General features: G+C 48.1%; 12 protein-coding genes and 1 tRNA gene. 7 read left to right on the top strand and 6 right to left on the bottom strand.

Annotated features, from left to right (window positions below):
* Window positions 1-163: 163 nt before the first annotated feature.
* The 3 genes from XMG59_RS00335 to XMG59_RS00325 all read right to left on the bottom strand — a co-directional run bounded on the left by XMG59_RS00335 (window position 164) and on the right by XMG59_RS00325 (window position 4,039).
* Entirely contained in the window at window positions 164-991 is an 828-nt protein-coding gene (locus tag XMG59_RS00335) for a PhnD/SsuA/transferrin family substrate-binding protein (protein WP_173498013.1), read from the bottom strand.
* A gap of 12 nt (window positions 992-1,003) precedes the next feature.
* Complete coding sequence (locus XMG59_RS00330; RefSeq protein ID WP_173498012.1) at window positions 1,004-2,830, bottom strand: ATP-binding protein; 1,827 nt, start codon at window positions 2,828-2,830, stop codon at window positions 1,004-1,006.
* Window positions 2,831-3,061: 231 nt separating this feature from the next.
* A complete protein-coding gene (locus XMG59_RS00325) occupies window positions 3,062-4,039 on the bottom strand; it encodes a calcium/sodium antiporter (RefSeq protein WP_173483992.1) in 978 nt (325 codons plus the stop codon).
* Window positions 4,040-4,342: 303 nt separating this feature from the next.
* Here XMG59_RS00325 and XMG59_RS00320 point away from each other — a divergent pair.
* Window positions 4,343-4,430, top strand: a tRNA-Ser gene (locus XMG59_RS00320).
* A 199-nt stretch (window positions 4,431-4,629) separates the two neighbouring features.
* On the opposite strand, the gene XMG59_RS00315 is transcribed toward XMG59_RS00320, so the two are convergent.
* Window positions 4,630-5,343, bottom strand: coding sequence for a YebC/PmpR family DNA-binding transcriptional regulator (locus XMG59_RS00315; RefSeq protein ID WP_173498011.1), 714 nt, complete (start codon window positions 5,341-5,343; stop codon window positions 4,630-4,632).
* 115 nt (window positions 5,344-5,458) lie between these two features.
* On the opposite strand from XMG59_RS00315, the gene XMG59_RS00310 reads away from it, so the two are divergent.
* The 3 genes from XMG59_RS00310 to XMG59_RS00300 are packed head-to-tail and all read left to right on the top strand — an operon-like array spanning window position 5,459 to window position 7,778.
* Entirely contained in the window at window positions 5,459-5,710 is a 252-nt protein-coding gene (locus XMG59_RS00310; RefSeq protein ID WP_173481000.1) for a Trp family transcriptional regulator, read from the top strand.
* Window positions 5,707-7,101: an anthranilate synthase component I family protein gene (locus tag XMG59_RS00305; protein ID WP_173483775.1), complete on the top strand. Its 1,395-nt coding sequence runs from the start codon at window positions 5,707-5,709 to the stop codon at window positions 7,099-7,101. Before XMG59_RS00310 ends, XMG59_RS00305 begins: the two co-directional genes overlap by 4 nt.
* A gap of 14 nt (window positions 7,102-7,115) precedes the next feature.
* A complete protein-coding gene (locus tag XMG59_RS00300; RefSeq protein ID WP_173498149.1) occupies window positions 7,116-7,778 on the top strand; it encodes an aminodeoxychorismate/anthranilate synthase component II in 663 nt (220 codons plus the stop codon).
* Window positions 7,779-7,920: 142 nt separating this feature from the next.
* Here the strand turns inward: XMG59_RS00300 and gcvP are convergent, their stop codons facing one another.
* Together gcvP and leuA are read right to left on the bottom strand one after the other, a co-directional pair.
* Window positions 7,921-10,785 carry an aminomethyl-transferring glycine dehydrogenase gene (gene gcvP / locus XMG59_RS00295; protein WP_173498010.1) on the bottom strand — a complete coding sequence of 955 codons (2,865 nt, stop codon included), beginning with the start codon at window positions 10,783-10,785 and terminating at the stop codon, window positions 7,921-7,923.
* Window positions 10,786-10,955: 170 nt separating this feature from the next.
* Window positions 10,956-12,623 carry a 2-isopropylmalate synthase gene (gene leuA / locus XMG59_RS00290; RefSeq protein WP_173481003.1) on the bottom strand — a complete coding sequence of 556 codons (1,668 nt, stop codon included), beginning with the start codon at window positions 12,621-12,623 and terminating at the stop codon, window positions 10,956-10,958.
* A gap of 166 nt (window positions 12,624-12,789) precedes the next feature.
* Between leuA and XMG59_RS00285 the strand changes: the two genes are divergently transcribed.
* The 3 genes from XMG59_RS00285 to XMG59_RS00275 are packed head-to-tail and all read left to right on the top strand — an operon-like array spanning window position 12,790 to window position 15,988.
* Entirely contained in the window at window positions 12,790-13,248 is a 459-nt protein-coding gene (locus tag XMG59_RS00285) for an Lrp/AsnC family transcriptional regulator (RefSeq protein ID WP_173481004.1), read from the top strand.
* A 47-nt stretch (window positions 13,249-13,295) separates the two neighbouring features.
* Window positions 13,296-14,258 carry an MBL fold metallo-hydrolase gene (locus tag XMG59_RS00280; RefSeq protein WP_173481005.1) on the top strand — a complete coding sequence of 321 codons (963 nt, stop codon included), beginning with the start codon at window positions 13,296-13,298 and terminating at the stop codon, window positions 14,256-14,258.
* On the top strand, window positions 14,255-15,988 hold the full coding sequence (locus XMG59_RS00275) for a DEAD/DEAH box helicase (RefSeq protein ID WP_173481006.1): 1,734 nt from the start codon (window positions 14,255-14,257) through the stop codon (window positions 15,986-15,988). The genes XMG59_RS00280 and XMG59_RS00275 overlap by 4 nt, the downstream gene beginning before the upstream one ends.
* Window positions 15,989-16,006 lie beyond the last annotated feature (18 nt).

The following is a 16,006-nucleotide window of genomic DNA, read 5'->3' as shown; positions in this document are numbered from 1 at the left end:
TTAAGACCGCTCCAACGGTTCGAAATCTTTTCTTAAGTTCGCGGCCTTTTCAAGACCGCTCCAACGGTTCGAAATCTTTTCTTAAGTTCGCGGCCTTCTTAAGACCGCTCCAACGGTTCGAGATCTTTTTATGTTGGAGCGGTCTTGAAAAGGCCGCGATCGCTCAATCCAACAAACTATCCAACAGCGTTAGCTTCAGCGCACGTACATCATCCCAGTCACTGTCATTAGCGGCTCTAAGCGATTGAATACCTAAACCTGATAACGCAGCTTTACCCTCTTCAGAGTTACTCATATCAGCCAATGTCGCTGAAACTTTCTTGGCTATATCGGCATCGACTCTTGGGTGGTTAGCAAAGGCATGGGGGGTGTACTCTTCGGTTTTCCAAAGTACTTTTAATTGGCTCTTAATATCATCTTTAGAGTTATTAAACGTGCGTCCTATGCCGCCTCCGGCCAAGAAAAACTCACGAGACACACCCAAATAAACTGAGTCATGCGAACTGACATAACGGGGGGTGATAGTAATACCCATTGCTGCCAACTCCCCACGTGGAACCAACGAAGCCGCAAAGGCTGCTGGCGAAGGGAATGCGACCTCCTTACCCTCTAACTGACTTAACTCAGCAATGGAGCTGTCGGTACGCGTGACTAGAAGACCCTGAATTTTCTTATCCGCTCGATGCGCAAGCGCAGTGTAACCCTTGTGTTCATTAAAGAAGGTGAAGTGGTAGGGGTTCATGTAAGCAAAGTCATACACACCGTCCATTAAACGCTGCTCAAAGGTAGGAATATCGGTAGCGGTAGCAAACTGAAACTGCATGCCCGTTTTATCTTCTAGATGCTTAAGAACAGGCCCCCACACTTTAGCTAACTTGGTTGCTGACTGCTGAGGGACAACACCAAAAGTAAACGTCTCTGCCCAAGCTTGACCACTGATGGTCGCCGCCAAAACACCGACTGTTGCGAAACGCTTTAATAACTTATTCATCAACCACTCCTCTTAACTATTGATGATTTTGACAGACTGAGAGAGCAAAAACGCCTCGATGCTGTCGATTTTTAATGGTTTTGCCAACACAAGATCAGCACCTGCTTTTAATAGCTGATCTCGCTCTCCTCCAATGGTTGCCGCTGTTACACCGATAATGGGTGTATCAACATCCATAGACCTCAGGGTTTTAATCATCTCATCTCCATCCATGACCGGCATCATTAGGTCAGACAGCATAAGATCAAACGTCTGTAATTTAGCTTTTTGCAGACCCTCATCCCCGTTAGAGGCGGTCACAACTGATGCGCCTTTTGATTCCAGCATCTTTTTGGTTAACAGTTGTATTGTTAGGTTATCCTCAACGACCAAAACGGATAATCCTTCTAACACTGAGAGTTCCATCTGAGGTAACTCAGATGTTGGCAAAGAACTCTTAGCCTCTTCAATCGCCAATGAGAGTGTAAAGGTAAAACGGCTACCCGTTTTCCCGTCGCTCTCTAACACCAAATCCCCGCCCATATTAGTCACCAACTCCTTACAGACACTGAGTCCAATACCGCTCCCCTCAGTCTGGCTATCACCTCTAGTAAAGCTCTCAAACACCCGAGCCTGAAGCTCTGGCTTAATGCCCTTACCATCATCGGTAATAGAGACTTCAAGACGTGCAAAGTTTGGGTTAATGCGTTGCAGATCGGCCGAGATAGATAAGGTTTTACACTGGCTGTGAATGATGGCGTTTCGCATTAGATTTGAGACGATTTGACGCAGCGCCTTCTCTGATGTTTTAACCTGCGTCCCGGTAATCGCTATCTCATCGACTAAACGAATTCCATGTGCATAGGCTTGCTGTCGATAGCTGGTAATAAGACCACTGAATAGCTCAGCCAAATCGACTGAATCGACGTTCATATCACGACCAGAACCCGCTCGTGCGACCAAGCTCATATCATCAATAAGCGATAGAGTATGATCAACATTCGAGCGGATGAGATTGAGATTAATGGATTCTCTATTTTCTAACTCCATCATGATGATCGATATGGGCGTGCGGATCTCATGACCTAAAATGGCGAACACATCGGCTTCACGCTGTTTAGATTCTTCCGATAATCTAAGTGCCTGCTGAAGTTCTTTGGTTTTACTTTCGACTTGCTGAGCTAAGTTTTCCTGACTTTTCGCCATGACTGATTGTGCTTCAACTAACTTCTTGCGCATCGCTTCAAGCAGACTAGCAAACTGCGAGATCTCATCATGGCCAATAACCTTAACCTCTGTGTTTAGGTCACCCTTAGCAATCGATTGGACACTTTTAGAGAGCTCTCGGATACGACAAGTCAGGTATCGACCAAGCAGGTATGAAAAGAAAGCTACTAACAGAAGCCCGCCAATCGCGATTTGAAAACCTAACAGTTTGGCAAAATTGGAGTTATCGTCAACGATTGAGATGTCATAGGTAAACTCCACCCAGCCAAAGGATTGTTGATCAATAATAATAGGCATCTGAACATCATATATGGATTCAAGCCCATCTAGCCCCTTCTGTGTCTGGCTCGCCATGACTCGATCATTAGCTGCTATAACTGAAACGCCCAATACCGTTTCACGCTGCATGAATTGAGAAATGGCCGATTCTATCTCGGCAATATCAAAGCTGATGACCGCGTTGGTGATTGACGAGGTAAAAAGCTCTGATATGTCTCGTGCAGACTCTTCATAAAGCGCTTTATTCGTATCATGAACAATGGCTGACTCTGTCAGAATCAAGAAAGAGAAGGCGCAGATCTCGAATAATGCCACACCAATGATGGTTTTAGCACCAATACTTAACTTGGACACAAACTTAAAAATACTGCTCTCTACAAATTTTCGTTAGTAAATTTAAAGCAAGTATCGTGCCAACTTATTAGATGCTGGAGTGTGTATGTAAAGCTATCGCGGCCTTTTTAAGACCGCTCCAACAGTGTCAAATGCACTTAGTGTTAGAGTCGACTTGAAAAGACCGCGATAAATACTGTTGGAGCGGTCTAGCAAAGGCCGCGATAATTTAAGGGCGAAGCGATATAAGCGTTAAAACGAAGCAGACAGCGTATAGAAAAGGTAACCCGCATAACCTATATAGACGGCCACCAACAACCCACCCTCAATACGATTAATGCGACGACGCCCTAACACACCGTAACCCAAAACAAACAGGGATAGAGTTAACACGCCCATAATGGTCCAATCACGGTAGAGAGCTGCAGCTTCAATACCCAAAGGCTGAATAGCACCGGCTATACCAACAACGGCAAGAGTATTGAATAAGTTAGATCCAATGACGTTACCCAAGGCTAAATCATGCTCGTTCTTCTTTACCGCAATGATTGACGAAGCCAGTTCAGGCAGCGAAGTGCCTATCGCTACAATGGTCAATCCAATGATCAGATCACTGACACCCAAAGCCATCGCAATATCGACAGCGCCCCAGACCAACAGGCGTGAGCTACCAATCAGAATCACTAGGCCTAACACCAACCAGAAAAGCGCTCGACTTAACGGCAGGTAGTCGTCATCTTCAAACTCAGATTCAAAGTCCGCAGAGAGTGCATCGTTTTTGGCTCTCATGCTGGAGTAAATCGACCAGCCCATAATCAGCGCAAAGACAAACAACATCAGAAAAGCATCAAAACGAGTAATCTCTAAATCGTAGATCAACGCACCCACAAGTAGGGTTGCAAGGGCTAGTAGAGGAAGCTCCGTCTTAAGAATCTTGGATTTAACGCTGATAGGACTTAACAGCGCGGTAATCCCCAAAATTAACGCAATATTAGTGATGTTTGAGCCAAAGCCATTACCAATGGCTAAGCCGGGGTTACCTTGGGAAGCGGCTAAAGCAGAAACCACCATCTCAGGTGCAGAGGTACCAAACCCAATAATGACCATACCGATCAATAAGGTTGGCATACCCAAATGTTTAGCGGTAGCAGCCGCCCCATCGACAAAACGATCGGCACTCCAAACCAATAACACAAGACCCGCAACCACAGCCAAGATCGGCATCAACATCAATCAGTTCCTAATGAAAATATTAAATCTGTGTGTATTCTAAACGAAACCACCCTCAGTAACAGCACAAGCCGCGATAAACCCTTGTGATTTAAACCATCTTTGCTAGAATCCGCGCTCGCGTTGAAGAGCACGCCTGGAAGGTGTTGTGCCAAATTAAAGTTTAGGTTGAGTGTCCGAGTGCTCGACTAAAAACGCAAGGATAGCGTTTTTGAACGGACGAAGTCCGGCCCCAACGGGGTGAGCGTCAGGAGACGCGAATAACGAGCACGCCTGGAAAGTGTTGTGCCAAAATAAAGTTTAGGTTGAGTGTCCGAGTGGTCGAAGGAGCACGCCTGGAAAGTGTGTATACGGCAACGTATCGAGGGTTCGAATCCCTCCTCAACCGCCATCCAAATCAAAAAGCCTCGCACAAGCGGGGCTTTTTGTTGGAGCCTTATCGCAGATGAGGCGATTGGCATCATCGCGGCCTTTACCAGACCGCTCCAACAAAAGCGCAAGTACTATCGCGACCTTTTCAAGATCGCTCCAACATAAGGCTTATTCCAACAAAAAAGGCTCCCTAGGGAGCCTTCATTCAACGTCACTCTTTACAGCTGAACGTTGTGGTAAACGTGCTGAACATCATCAAGATCTTCTAGCATGCCTAAGAACTTATCAAACAACACCCGATCTTCTTCGCTGATCTCTGTGTAGCTGTTAGGTACCCACTGGATCTCTTCTACTTCAAGATCCGTAATGCCCATCTCAGTTAGAGCTGTTTTAGCTTTAAAGTAGTCGGTAGGAGCAACAAAGGCGGTTAGCAACCCCTCTTCGTTCTCAAGATCGGTTACATCAACGTCGGCTTCCATCAGCGCTTCAAGCACAGCGTCTTCATCATCGTGTTTGAATACAAATACCGCAGCGTGTTCAAACATGTGCGCTACGGCACCTTGGTTACCGATCTTACACTTGGTCTTAGTAAAGGCTTGGCGAACATCACCAAAGGTACGGTTCGGGTTGTCAGTTAGACACTCAATGATCGCCATTGAGCCGCCTGGGCCGTAACCTTCATATCGAGCAGGTGCGAAGTCTTCACCGCCACCACCTTGTGCTTTATCGATCGCTTTATCGATAACGTGCGCAGGTACCTGATCTTTTTTAGCACGATCAAGCAAGCTACGCAGAGACAGGTTAGCATTGGGATCCGAACCACCGGATTTGGCACTCATGTAAATTTCACGGCTGTAACGACTGTAGACCTTAGCATTCTGGTCAGAAGTTTTAGCAATCGAGGCTTTTCGGTTTTGATACGCACGACCCATCGGGAAGTCACTCCAGTAGTTCAAAAAAGAGGCGACAGTTTAATCCCCTAGCGCCCTTCAGACAATCCTAAAAAGCGCTGTTCACTGGAAAAGCATTGTGCTATTGTACTAGTACATGAATACATCTAGCCATTTTGATCAACTCATTACTCACCTCTTCTCTTGTCAAAGCGAAGAGACACTTTCCGTTGCGTTGCAGGAACTGTTAACACCCAGTGAGGTTACAGAGATCAGTAAACGATTACAGATCTTCCGACTTTTAGAGGATGGTGTTCCCCAACGCGAAATTGCGAAACAGCTAGGTGTAGGTATAGCGACTGTGACGCGCGGTTCGCGCGCATTGAAAGCCAAAGAAGGTAACGAATGATTAACCGTAAACCGGCCAAAATTGAGCTTCCCCGAAAACCTCAATACGTCAAAATGGCGGCCGACATCGATTTTTTCCAACTGTTTAAGAAGATCGAAAAGCGCTTTGATAACTGCGTGATGCTCGAATCTTTGGGTGAAGAGAGTTACATCTCACGCCACTCCATCATCGGTTTTGATCCTGAGCAAATTTTGTGGGCCGACGAAGGCTACCTTCATATCGAGGATCGCCAGGGCAACCGCGAGTCTTACGCCAGTGAAAACCCATACTACCTTCTACGTGAGATCGTTCCTCAAAACATCATCTCGCGAAAATATGCGGGTGGTCTGACCGGCTATATCGGTTACGACTGTATGAACTACTTTGAACCCTCACTGAACCTACAACACAGTGAGATGTTCGATATCTTCCGTTTTGGTGTTTTTAAAGACGGTCTAATTCTCGACAAAATGACCGGTGAAGTTTTCTACTTCTACTACACTGATAGCCGCATTGAGTTGGTCGATGAGATTCTCGCTTCCGACTGCCCTGCCAATGGCCCGCTGAAGATCTACAACCTCGGCGATACCATGACCCAACAAGATCATGCTGATGCTGTTATGAAGGTTAAACAGGACATCATTGAGGGTAAGATTTTCCAGACGGAAGTGGGCTTTAAAAAGCGTTTCCGCCTCGAGGGTGACACCATCAACATTTACGAACAATTGCGCGAAGTGAACCCATCGCCGCAGATGTACTACGTAAAGTTTGGTGAGCAGAAGCTAATTGGCGCAAGCCCCGAACTACTCTTCCGCTTACGTCAGGGTGAAATGGAGACCTTCCCACTGGCCGGCACAACAAAACGTGGCGCCGATGCCGTTGAAGATCAGCAGTTAGCTCGCGCCCTACTCAACGATCCTAAAGAGATTGCCGAGCACAATATGATCGTCGATCTACATCGAAACGACATCGGTCGAGTGGCACGCTTTGGTACGGTTAAAGTGCGCAACCTTATGGACATCAAACGATTCAGCCATGTCCAACACATCTCAAGTGAGATTGTCGGCATTATCTCTGATGAGCATGACATGTTCTCTGCTTTAGCCAGCAACTTCCCTGCCGGCACACTGACAGGCGCGCCAAAAATTGAGGCGATGACGATCATTGATGAGTTGGAAGCAGATGGCCGGGGCCCTTATGGAGGTGCAGTCGGTCACTTCTCCTTCAATGGTGATTGTACCTTTGCCATTCCGATTCGCACGGTATTTGCCAACGGTGAACAGGCGTATGTGCAGACCTGTGGTGGTAATGTCTACGACTCTAATCCGGAAGATGAGTACGAAGAGATTCGTCGCAAGTTTGCCGGTACTAAAAAAGTACTGGATCAATTTATGGTGGAGGAACAGGCGTGACCGATTCAACAACCATGAAGGTTTACATCATCGATAACTATGACTCCTTCACCTATAACCTCTACCAGTTCATTGGTGAGATTCTTGAAGCGGAGCAACTTGCCGGCCAATTGGATGATTTTGAGATCATTGTAAAACGCAACGATGAGGTCGATGTTGAGGCAGTACGTCAGGCAAACCCAGATAGAATCATTATCTCGCCCGGACCAGGTTCACCGGATGACCCTAAATATTTTGGCGTCTGTGCTGATGTGATAACCAGCCTAGGCAAAGAGACGCCGTTAATGGGCGTCTGTTTAGGTATGCAAGGGATCGTCCACTGTTTTGGTGGAAATGTGGTGAAAGCCCCACTGCCGATGCACGGCAAGATCAGTCCGATCACTCACAACGCCGAGGGTGTATTCAAAAACATCCCCGATCAACTTGAGGTGATGCGCTACCACTCTCTCATTGCAGAGTCGGAATCGATTCCAGACTGTTTAGAGGTCACTGCAGCTGTCGGTGAGCTACAGCAGAACGACCTGACCAACATCGATCGAATCCGCCAAGGCGGTGCCTTTGAGATTATGGGTGTTAAGCACAAAGAGTATCCAATACACGGCATTCAATTCCACCCAGAGTCCTTTGCGACCGAAGGCGGTAAAGAGCTGATTCGAAATTTTTTGTTTGTGGAGTGATCTTGTTGGAGCCTTATCGTAGATGAGGCGATTTATAATCGCGGCCTTTTCAAGACCGCTCCAACATTCAAACCGCTCCAACGCTCCAAAAAAAAAGGGGTCTGACCTTTGGTCTGACCCCTTTTTGTTAATACAAAATAACCTACTCTGCGTAGTCACTCACCGGTGGACAGGTGCAGACGAAGTTTCGATCGCCGTAGACGTTGTCGATACGGTTAACCGTTGGCCAGAACTTCGCTTGGCGAACCGCACTGACTGGGAACACAGCCTGCTCTTTTGAGTAGCTGCGGGTCCACTCTGCATCCACCAGATCTTCCAGGGTGTGCGGTGCATGTCTAAGAACAGAATCTTCCGCAGCGACTTCACCTCGCTCAACCGCCGCAATCTCTTCACGAATCTTAATCATCGCTTCAATGAAACGATCAAGTTCCTGAATAGATTCTGATTCAGTTGGTTCCACCATTAGCGTGCCCGGCACAGGGAAGGACATGGTCGGCGCGTGGAAGCCATAGTCCATCAAACGCTTAGCAATGTCCTCTTCAGTAATGTCAGAGACCTCTTTCAGAGGGCGGATATCGATAATACATTCGTGTGCGACAAAACCATTCGTGCCGCGGTAGAGAATCGAATAGTGATTCTCAAGACGTTTAGCAATGTAGTTAGCATTTAGAATCGCCAGTTCGGTCGATTCGCGCAAACCGCGATCACCGAGCATACGGATGTACATCCAGGTAATCGGCAGAATAGACGCCGAACCGTAAGGTGCTGCTGCTACGGCTCCATTGCTGCCATTACCTGGCACGGGCGATACACTGTGGCTAGCAAGGAATGGCGCTAAGTGTGCTTTCACACCAATAGGCCCCATACCTGGACCACCACCACCGTGAGGGATAGCAAAGGTTTTGTGCAGGTTAAGGTGTGATACGTCAGCACCAATCGTACCTGGCTTACACAGGCCTACCTGCGCATTCAAGTTAGCACCGTCCATGTAGACCTGACCGCCGTGCTGATGAATCAGTTCACAGATTTCACCCACGGCCTCTTCAAAGACACCGTGCGTTGATGGGTAGGTAATCATCAGTGTCGACAGGTTATCGCTGTGCTGTTCCGCTTTGGCTTTCAAGTCAGCCACATCCACGTTACCCACTTCATCACAGGCAACCACGACCACTTTCATATCCATCATTGCGGCTGAAGCAGGGTTGGTACCGTGCGCCGACGACGGAATCAAACAGACATTACGGTGACCTTCACCGATAGACTCTTGGTACTTACGAATCGCTAACAGACCAGCATACTCACCCGATGCACCTGAGTTTGGCTGCATAGAGATCGCATCGTAGCCGGTAATATCAATCAACCAACGATCCAACTGTTCTAGCATTTCAGCGTAGCCCTGCGCCTGCTCTGCAGGAACGAACGGATGAACATTACCAATTTCTGGCCAAGTGACCGGTGCCATCTCCGAAGTCGCATTCAACTTCATCGTACATGAACCTAGCGGAATCATGCCGTGAACCAGAGAGTAATCTTTATTCTCTAGACGCTTCATGTAACGAAGGATATCGTGCTCAGCGTGGTAGCGATTAAAGACAGGGTGAGACAACACTTCATCTTCACGAATCATATCCGTTGGGATCGATAGAGCCGCATCGACATCACCTAGGTCCTCAACTGAAACAACCTTACCGGTAATGATACTTACAAGTTGAGCGACATCTTCAACGCTGTGCGTCTCATCAAAGCTGACACCGAAACGAGTCTCAGTGATCTTACGAAGATTGATATTGGCATCTAAAGCGCGCTGATAGACCGTTGCATCGGCATCAAAGCTCAAGGTATCAAAGAAGTGGGTATTGGTCGTTAAGCCAGCACGGTTAAGCTGATTCGCTGCAAGCTGAGCGAGGCGGTGAACACGAGTAGCAATCTTTTTCAGACCCGCTGGGCCATGGTAGATCGCATAAAACGCAGCCATATTGGCCAACAGAGCCTGAGCTGTACAGATGTTAGAGGTCGCCTTCTCGCGACGAATGTGCTGTTCACGTGTCTGCATCGCCATGCGGTAGGCTTGGTTACCTCGGGAATCGATCGATACCCCAATGATGCGCCCAGGAACAGAGCGCTTAAGCTTTTCGCTGGTCGCGAAAAATGCAGCGTGTGGACCTCCAAAGCCCATCGGTACACCAAAACGTTGCGCTGAACCGAGTGCAACATCTGCACCAAGAGAGCCCGGTGATTTAAGCAGCATTAATGCTAAAAGATCGGTTGCCACCGCAACCAGTGCACCCTGTGCCTTAGCATCTTCAACGACGCTGGCAAGATCGATGATCTCCCCTTCACTGCCTGGGTATTGAACCAGACAGCCGAAACAGTCGTGTGAAGAGAGGTTTGTGGCATCATCAACAACAACCTCAATACCAAAGTACTCGGCACGTGTTTGAATCACATCCAAGGTCTGTGGGTGTACCTGAGAATCGACAAAGAAGGTGTCTGATTTCTTACGATTAGATCGCTTAAGCAGAGTCATTGCCTCGGCTGCAGCGGTCGCTTCATCAAGCAACGACGCGTTTGCCAAGTCCATGCCGGTCAGATCCATGACCATCTGCTGGAAGTTGAGCAGTGACTCAAGACGGCCTTGTGAGATCTCAGGCTGGTAAGGGGTGTAGGCGGTGTACCAAGCGGGATTCTCCAGCACGTTACGCTGAATAACACCCGGTACCAAAGTGCCGTAGTAGCCCATACCGATAAAGTTTTTGTTCAGTTGGTTCTTAGCCGCGATCTGCTTAAGTTCTGACAGGGCTTCAACCTCTGTCACCGGATTACCAATCGAGAGCGCATCACTCAGTAGGATCGATTCAGGGACGGTTTTCTGAATCAAATCAGCTCGATCAGAGACATCCAGGGTGCTGCACATCTGTAATTGCTCAGCATCATTTGAGCCGAGGTGGCGCTGAATGAATTGATCAGAATCGCGAAGTTCTTGAAGCGTACTGTGAGAGTGAGGCATGAAGGGTTCCAACTAACAATTAGAAAGTTTCAATTAAGGCCAATATTCTACTCCTTCAGCCTATTTCATGACACTTTTTGATAGATTGATTGAAAATAAAAAGGCCAGTACACATTTCACAATGCGAACCGGCCTTATCAATTAACGGATTAAATCAGTTGTTAGCGTCACTAAGCCGCTAGTTGTACAGCGACCTCTGATCGGTTGATGGCCGAGATCAGTGCCTTTAGAGAAGCCCCTAAACTGTCTGTATCAAAGGCCATACCGACGACACGCTGACCATCAACATTGATTAAGAAGTAAGCTGCTGCCAATGCATCGGTGCCACTACCGACCGCATGTTCAGAGTAGTCGATGACGTTGACTGCCTGCCCAGTCAACGAGGCCCAACCATCAAGGAAAGAGGAGATTACCCCTTCCCCCTGACCGATCAGTTCACGATCTTGGCCGTTGATCGATACTGTCGCTTTGAACTGCTCGTTTTGCTGACGATCAATGGAGAAGCCTTGCAACGCTACTGGCTCAGCCGATTTAATAAAGTTCGCTTTAAGGATCTCAAAAATCGCATCACTGCCCATTTCCGAAGCACTCTCTTCTGAAGCTTTTTGAACCAGCGGAGCCAATTCAGTCTGCATCCAGCGCGGCAGAGTAATGCCATAATCACGTTCAAGTACAAAGGACATACCGCCCTTGCCTGATTGACTGTTAACGCGAATAACCGCTTGGTAATCACGGCCAATATCCTTTGGGTCGATTGGCAAGTAAGCCACCTGCCAGTGCTCATCCTCACCCTGTCGGTGCAAACATTTCTGTATAGCGTCCTGATGGCTACCCGAAAAGGCCGTGTAGACCAACTCTCCAATCCAAGGATGACGGGGACTAACCGGCAAGCGCGTACACTCAGTAAAGGTGGTAATAATCTCATCCGGATTAGACAGATCCATTTTAGGATCAACGCCTTGGCTGTATAAGTTCATCGCCATTGTGACCAAATCCATGTTACCGGTACGCTCGCCATTGCCTAGCAACGTCCCTTCCACACGATCAGCACCGGCCAAAACTGCCAGCTCAGCAGCCGCCACAGCACATCCTCGGTCATTATGAGTGTGAACTGAGATAATCGCGCCAGCACGATTCTTCATATGGGTACAGAAGTACTCAATCTGATCGGCAAAAATGTTGGGCGTCGACTCCTCTACCGTTGACGGTAGATTGATAATGCAGCGGTTCTCAGCCGTTGGCTGCCAAACATCCATTACCGCATCACAGACCTCGATCGCATAGTCGATCTCAGTTCCGGTAAAACTCTCTGGTGAATACTGGAAGGTCCAATCAACTTCTGGGTAATCTTTGGCACCCTCCATGACCCACCGCGCACCCTGTGTCGCAATCGCTTTGATACCCTCGCGATCCTGATTGAATACGCGCTCACGCTGAATCGTACTGGTTGAATTGTAGACGTGAACCACCGCACTTTTAACACCACGAAGCGCTTCATAGGTACGGTCGATCAGCTCTTTACGGGCCTGAACCAGTACCTGAATCGTCACGTCATCAGGAATCTCACCGTTGTCGATCAACCAGCGAACAAAATCGTAGTCCGGCTGACTCGCTGACGGGAAGCCCACCTCAATCTCTTTTAGACCAATCTTCACCAACAGACGCCATAGACGCTGCTTCTGTTCTACGGTCATCGGTTCAAGTAGCGCCTGATTACCGTCACGCAGATCCACCGACGCCCAAATCGGCGCGTGGGTGATTGTGTTGTTAGGCCAAGTACGATTCTCAATTTGAATCTGTGGAGCTGGCTGATAGCGGCGGTAATCGAAGTTAGACATACAATCCTCAACAGTGGCTTCGAGTTAATTCATTGCTGCACAGTTTACTGGGGTTACGGAGGTGAATGATTGCGAATTAACTAAGAAATAGATGAATTTATTATCATTAATTGCTATAAATTAATTAATTAAGCAATTTTATTCTAATTTTTTGCGGATTGTAGAAATGGATCGTTACGATAAGGCTATTCTTCAGCAGCTTCAGCTAGATGGACGCATCTCAAACCAAGAGTTAGCGGATAAGGTCGGTCTCTCACCCTCCCCCTGCTTACGCCGTGTCAGAGCCCTTGAAGAGAGCGGCATCATTAGCGGCTATCGCGCCAACTTGGATGCCAAAAAATTGGGGTTAACGCTTACCGCAATCATTATGATTTCGATGGATCGCCACACCCCAGAGCGTTTCGCCAACTTTGATAAGGTCATTAATGATCTACCAGAGGTATTAGAGTGCTTGCTGATTACCGGTCAGGATGCTGACTACCAACTCAAAGTGGTGGTGCATGACATGGAAGATTTTCAACGCTTATTGCTCGAAAAGATCACCCGCATAGAGGGCGTGACCGGCGTGCATTCGAGTTTTGTCATGCGCAATGTTAAGAGTGAATCGGCACTACCCGTTCGATAAAAGCGTGTTATATTTCTGGTCTATAAAAACAGAACAAGGTGTGTGCTATGCCGTTAAAAGCCCTCTCTTTAAGTGTGTCAATTCTCACAAGCCTAGTGTCGACCTCAGCCTTTGCTGTGACGCCCGATGATAAGTACAAAGAGTCCCTACTCTACGATAAACCCGTCAAAGTCGCCGATGATGTCTACTCGGCCATCGGGCAGTTGAAGTTTTACACCTATGAGAATGCCGGCCACAACAATAACCTTAGCTTCGTGATTGGCGATGAGTCAGTCCTGGTGGTGAATGGTTCAAGTACTTACCTATTAGCCAAAGCCCTACATGATGAGATCAAACAACTGACCGACAAACCGGTTAAATACGTCGTTGATGAAAATGGCCAATCCCATGCCGCTCTAGGAAATAACTACTGGAAAGAGCAAGGGGCAACCATTATTGCCCACGTCGATGCCGAAGAGGAGATTCAAGAACAGGGATTTCGCGGTCTAGAGATGCTCAAAGAGACACTTAAAGAGCGCATCAATGGCACCGAATTGACCGAGATCGATCAAACCTTTGAAGAGAGCATGACGCTAGATCTTGGGGGCATCACGGCCGAACTTATGCACCTTGGCCCAGCCCACTCAAAAGGGGACATCAGTGTTGTGATTCCTGAGCGCAACGTCATGATTGCCGGCGATATCGCGTTTCACCAACGCATGCTGCCCGTCTTTCCAGAGACCAATACGGCTGAATGGATAGAGACTTGGGTGAATGAGTTTACACCGATAGCACAGGATATGATCATTGTTCCGGGTCACGGGGAACCCACTAACTTTGCCGAGGTCGATCGATATACTCGCGGTTACCTTGAGTACGTTCGGGGTAAGATCGGAGAGTTGATTGATGAGGGCGGCACACTCGATGACGCCTACAAAATTGACCAAACACCCTACCTTCATCTAGAGACAGCCGATGAGCTAGCGGGCAAAAACGCGGGGCGCATCTTTGAAGCGATGGAGTGGGAGTGACACAGCGCTTTACTCTTCGCCCCTATCAACAACAGGCGGTTGATGCGACGCTGACGCACTTCCGCCAAACCTCCGAGAGCGCCGTACTGGTGCTCCCTACCGGAGCCGGTAAAAGCCTAATCATTGCCGAGCTAGCCCGCCTAGCAAAGCGTAAAATATTGGTGGTCACTCACGTTCAAGAACTGGTCGAACAGAATGCTTCCAAATATGCGGCATTAGGGCTGACACCGGGTATCTACTCGGCGGGACTAAAGCAGCGTGACACTGAACATCAAGTGGTGTTTGCCTCGATCCAATCAATCGCCAGAAATCTCGATCAGTTTGATCATCAGTACTCATTGATCATTATTGATGAGTGCCACCGTGTCTCTGATAACGACGAATCGCTCTATCAACAACTGATCAGCCAGATTAAGAAGAGTAATCCATCGCTAAAGGTATTAGGACTCACTGCCACCCCCTATCGTTTAGGCCATGGCTGGATATACCATCGGGATTACCGTGGTTTTTTCCGCCAATCAGAGAGCACCATTTTCCAACACTGCATCTATGATCTGCCGATGCGCAACCTGATCAAACAGGGGTTCTTAACGGAGCCTAAGCTGATCAATGCAGCGACCGCACACTACGACTTCTCAGCACTGACACCCTCACCTAACGGACTGTTTGCAGAGCGGGAGGTCAATGAACTGCTGGCTAAATACCCCAGAGTCACTGAAGCCATTTGTGAGCAGGTCGTGGAACTTGCTAACGATCGGCAAGGCGTCATGTTGTTTGCGGCCAGTGTTAAGCACGCAAAAGAGATATTGGACTACCTCCCTAAAGGGGAAGCGGAGCTGGTGATAGCCGATACCGATGCTAAGCAACGTACAGAGATCATCAACCGCTTTAAACAGCGGCAGTTTAAATACCTCGTTAACGTTGCGGTACTGACCACCGGTTTTGATGCACCACATGTCGATCTAATTGCGATTCTTCGCCCCACTCAATCAGTCAGTCTGTTCCAACAGATGGTCGGTCGCGGCTTACGACTGAGTGAAGGTAAAAAAGAGTGTTTAGTCATCGACTACGCCAACAACGGAATCGATCTATTCGACCCTGAAGTCGGCGTACCCAAGCCAGCACCTGATACCGAGCCGGTACAGGTGTTCTGCCCTATCTGCGACTTTGCTAACCTCTTTTGGGGAAGAACCGATCAAGATGGAGCCGTCATTGAGCACTATGGACGCCGCTGCCAAGGTCTCTCTGATGACGGGGAGCAGTGTCAGTTTCGCTTTAAGTTCAAAAGCTGCCCTCATTGCGGCGCTGAAAATGATATCGCGGCACGAAACTGCCAAGGGTGTCATGAGGCTCTGATCGACCCTGATGATCTGATCAAAAAAGCTCTATCACTGAACAGCTGCAAAGTGATTCGCTGTGCGGGACTTAGAGTCAATCAAGAGGATATGGCGATACGAGTGACCTACTATGATGAAGATGCAAACACCCTATCGGAGAAGTTCAACCTCACCAACCCCAAACAAAGGGTGCTGTTTAATCAACTCTTTGGATCACGGGTGAATAGTGGTCAATCACCCACTCTTTTCAATAGCGTGGAATCAGTACTTGAGCTGAGCAGCGCTTTACCCGTACCGGACTTTGTCGTCTCCAGAAAATCGGGTAAGTATTGGCAAGTGACCGAGCGCATCTTTGACTACCAGGGGCGCTATCGTAAAGCGAACCAGCTGTAAAAAACCCTACCTTTTACA

The sequence above is a fragment of the Marinobacterium sp. xm-g-59 genome (assembly GCF_013283315.1).
Lineage (GTDB): Bacteria > Pseudomonadota > Gammaproteobacteria > Pseudomonadales > Balneatricaceae > Marinobacterium_E.
The sequence above is the reverse complement of the archived record's forward strand: the minus strand, read 5'-3'. Positions and strand labels throughout refer to the sequence as shown.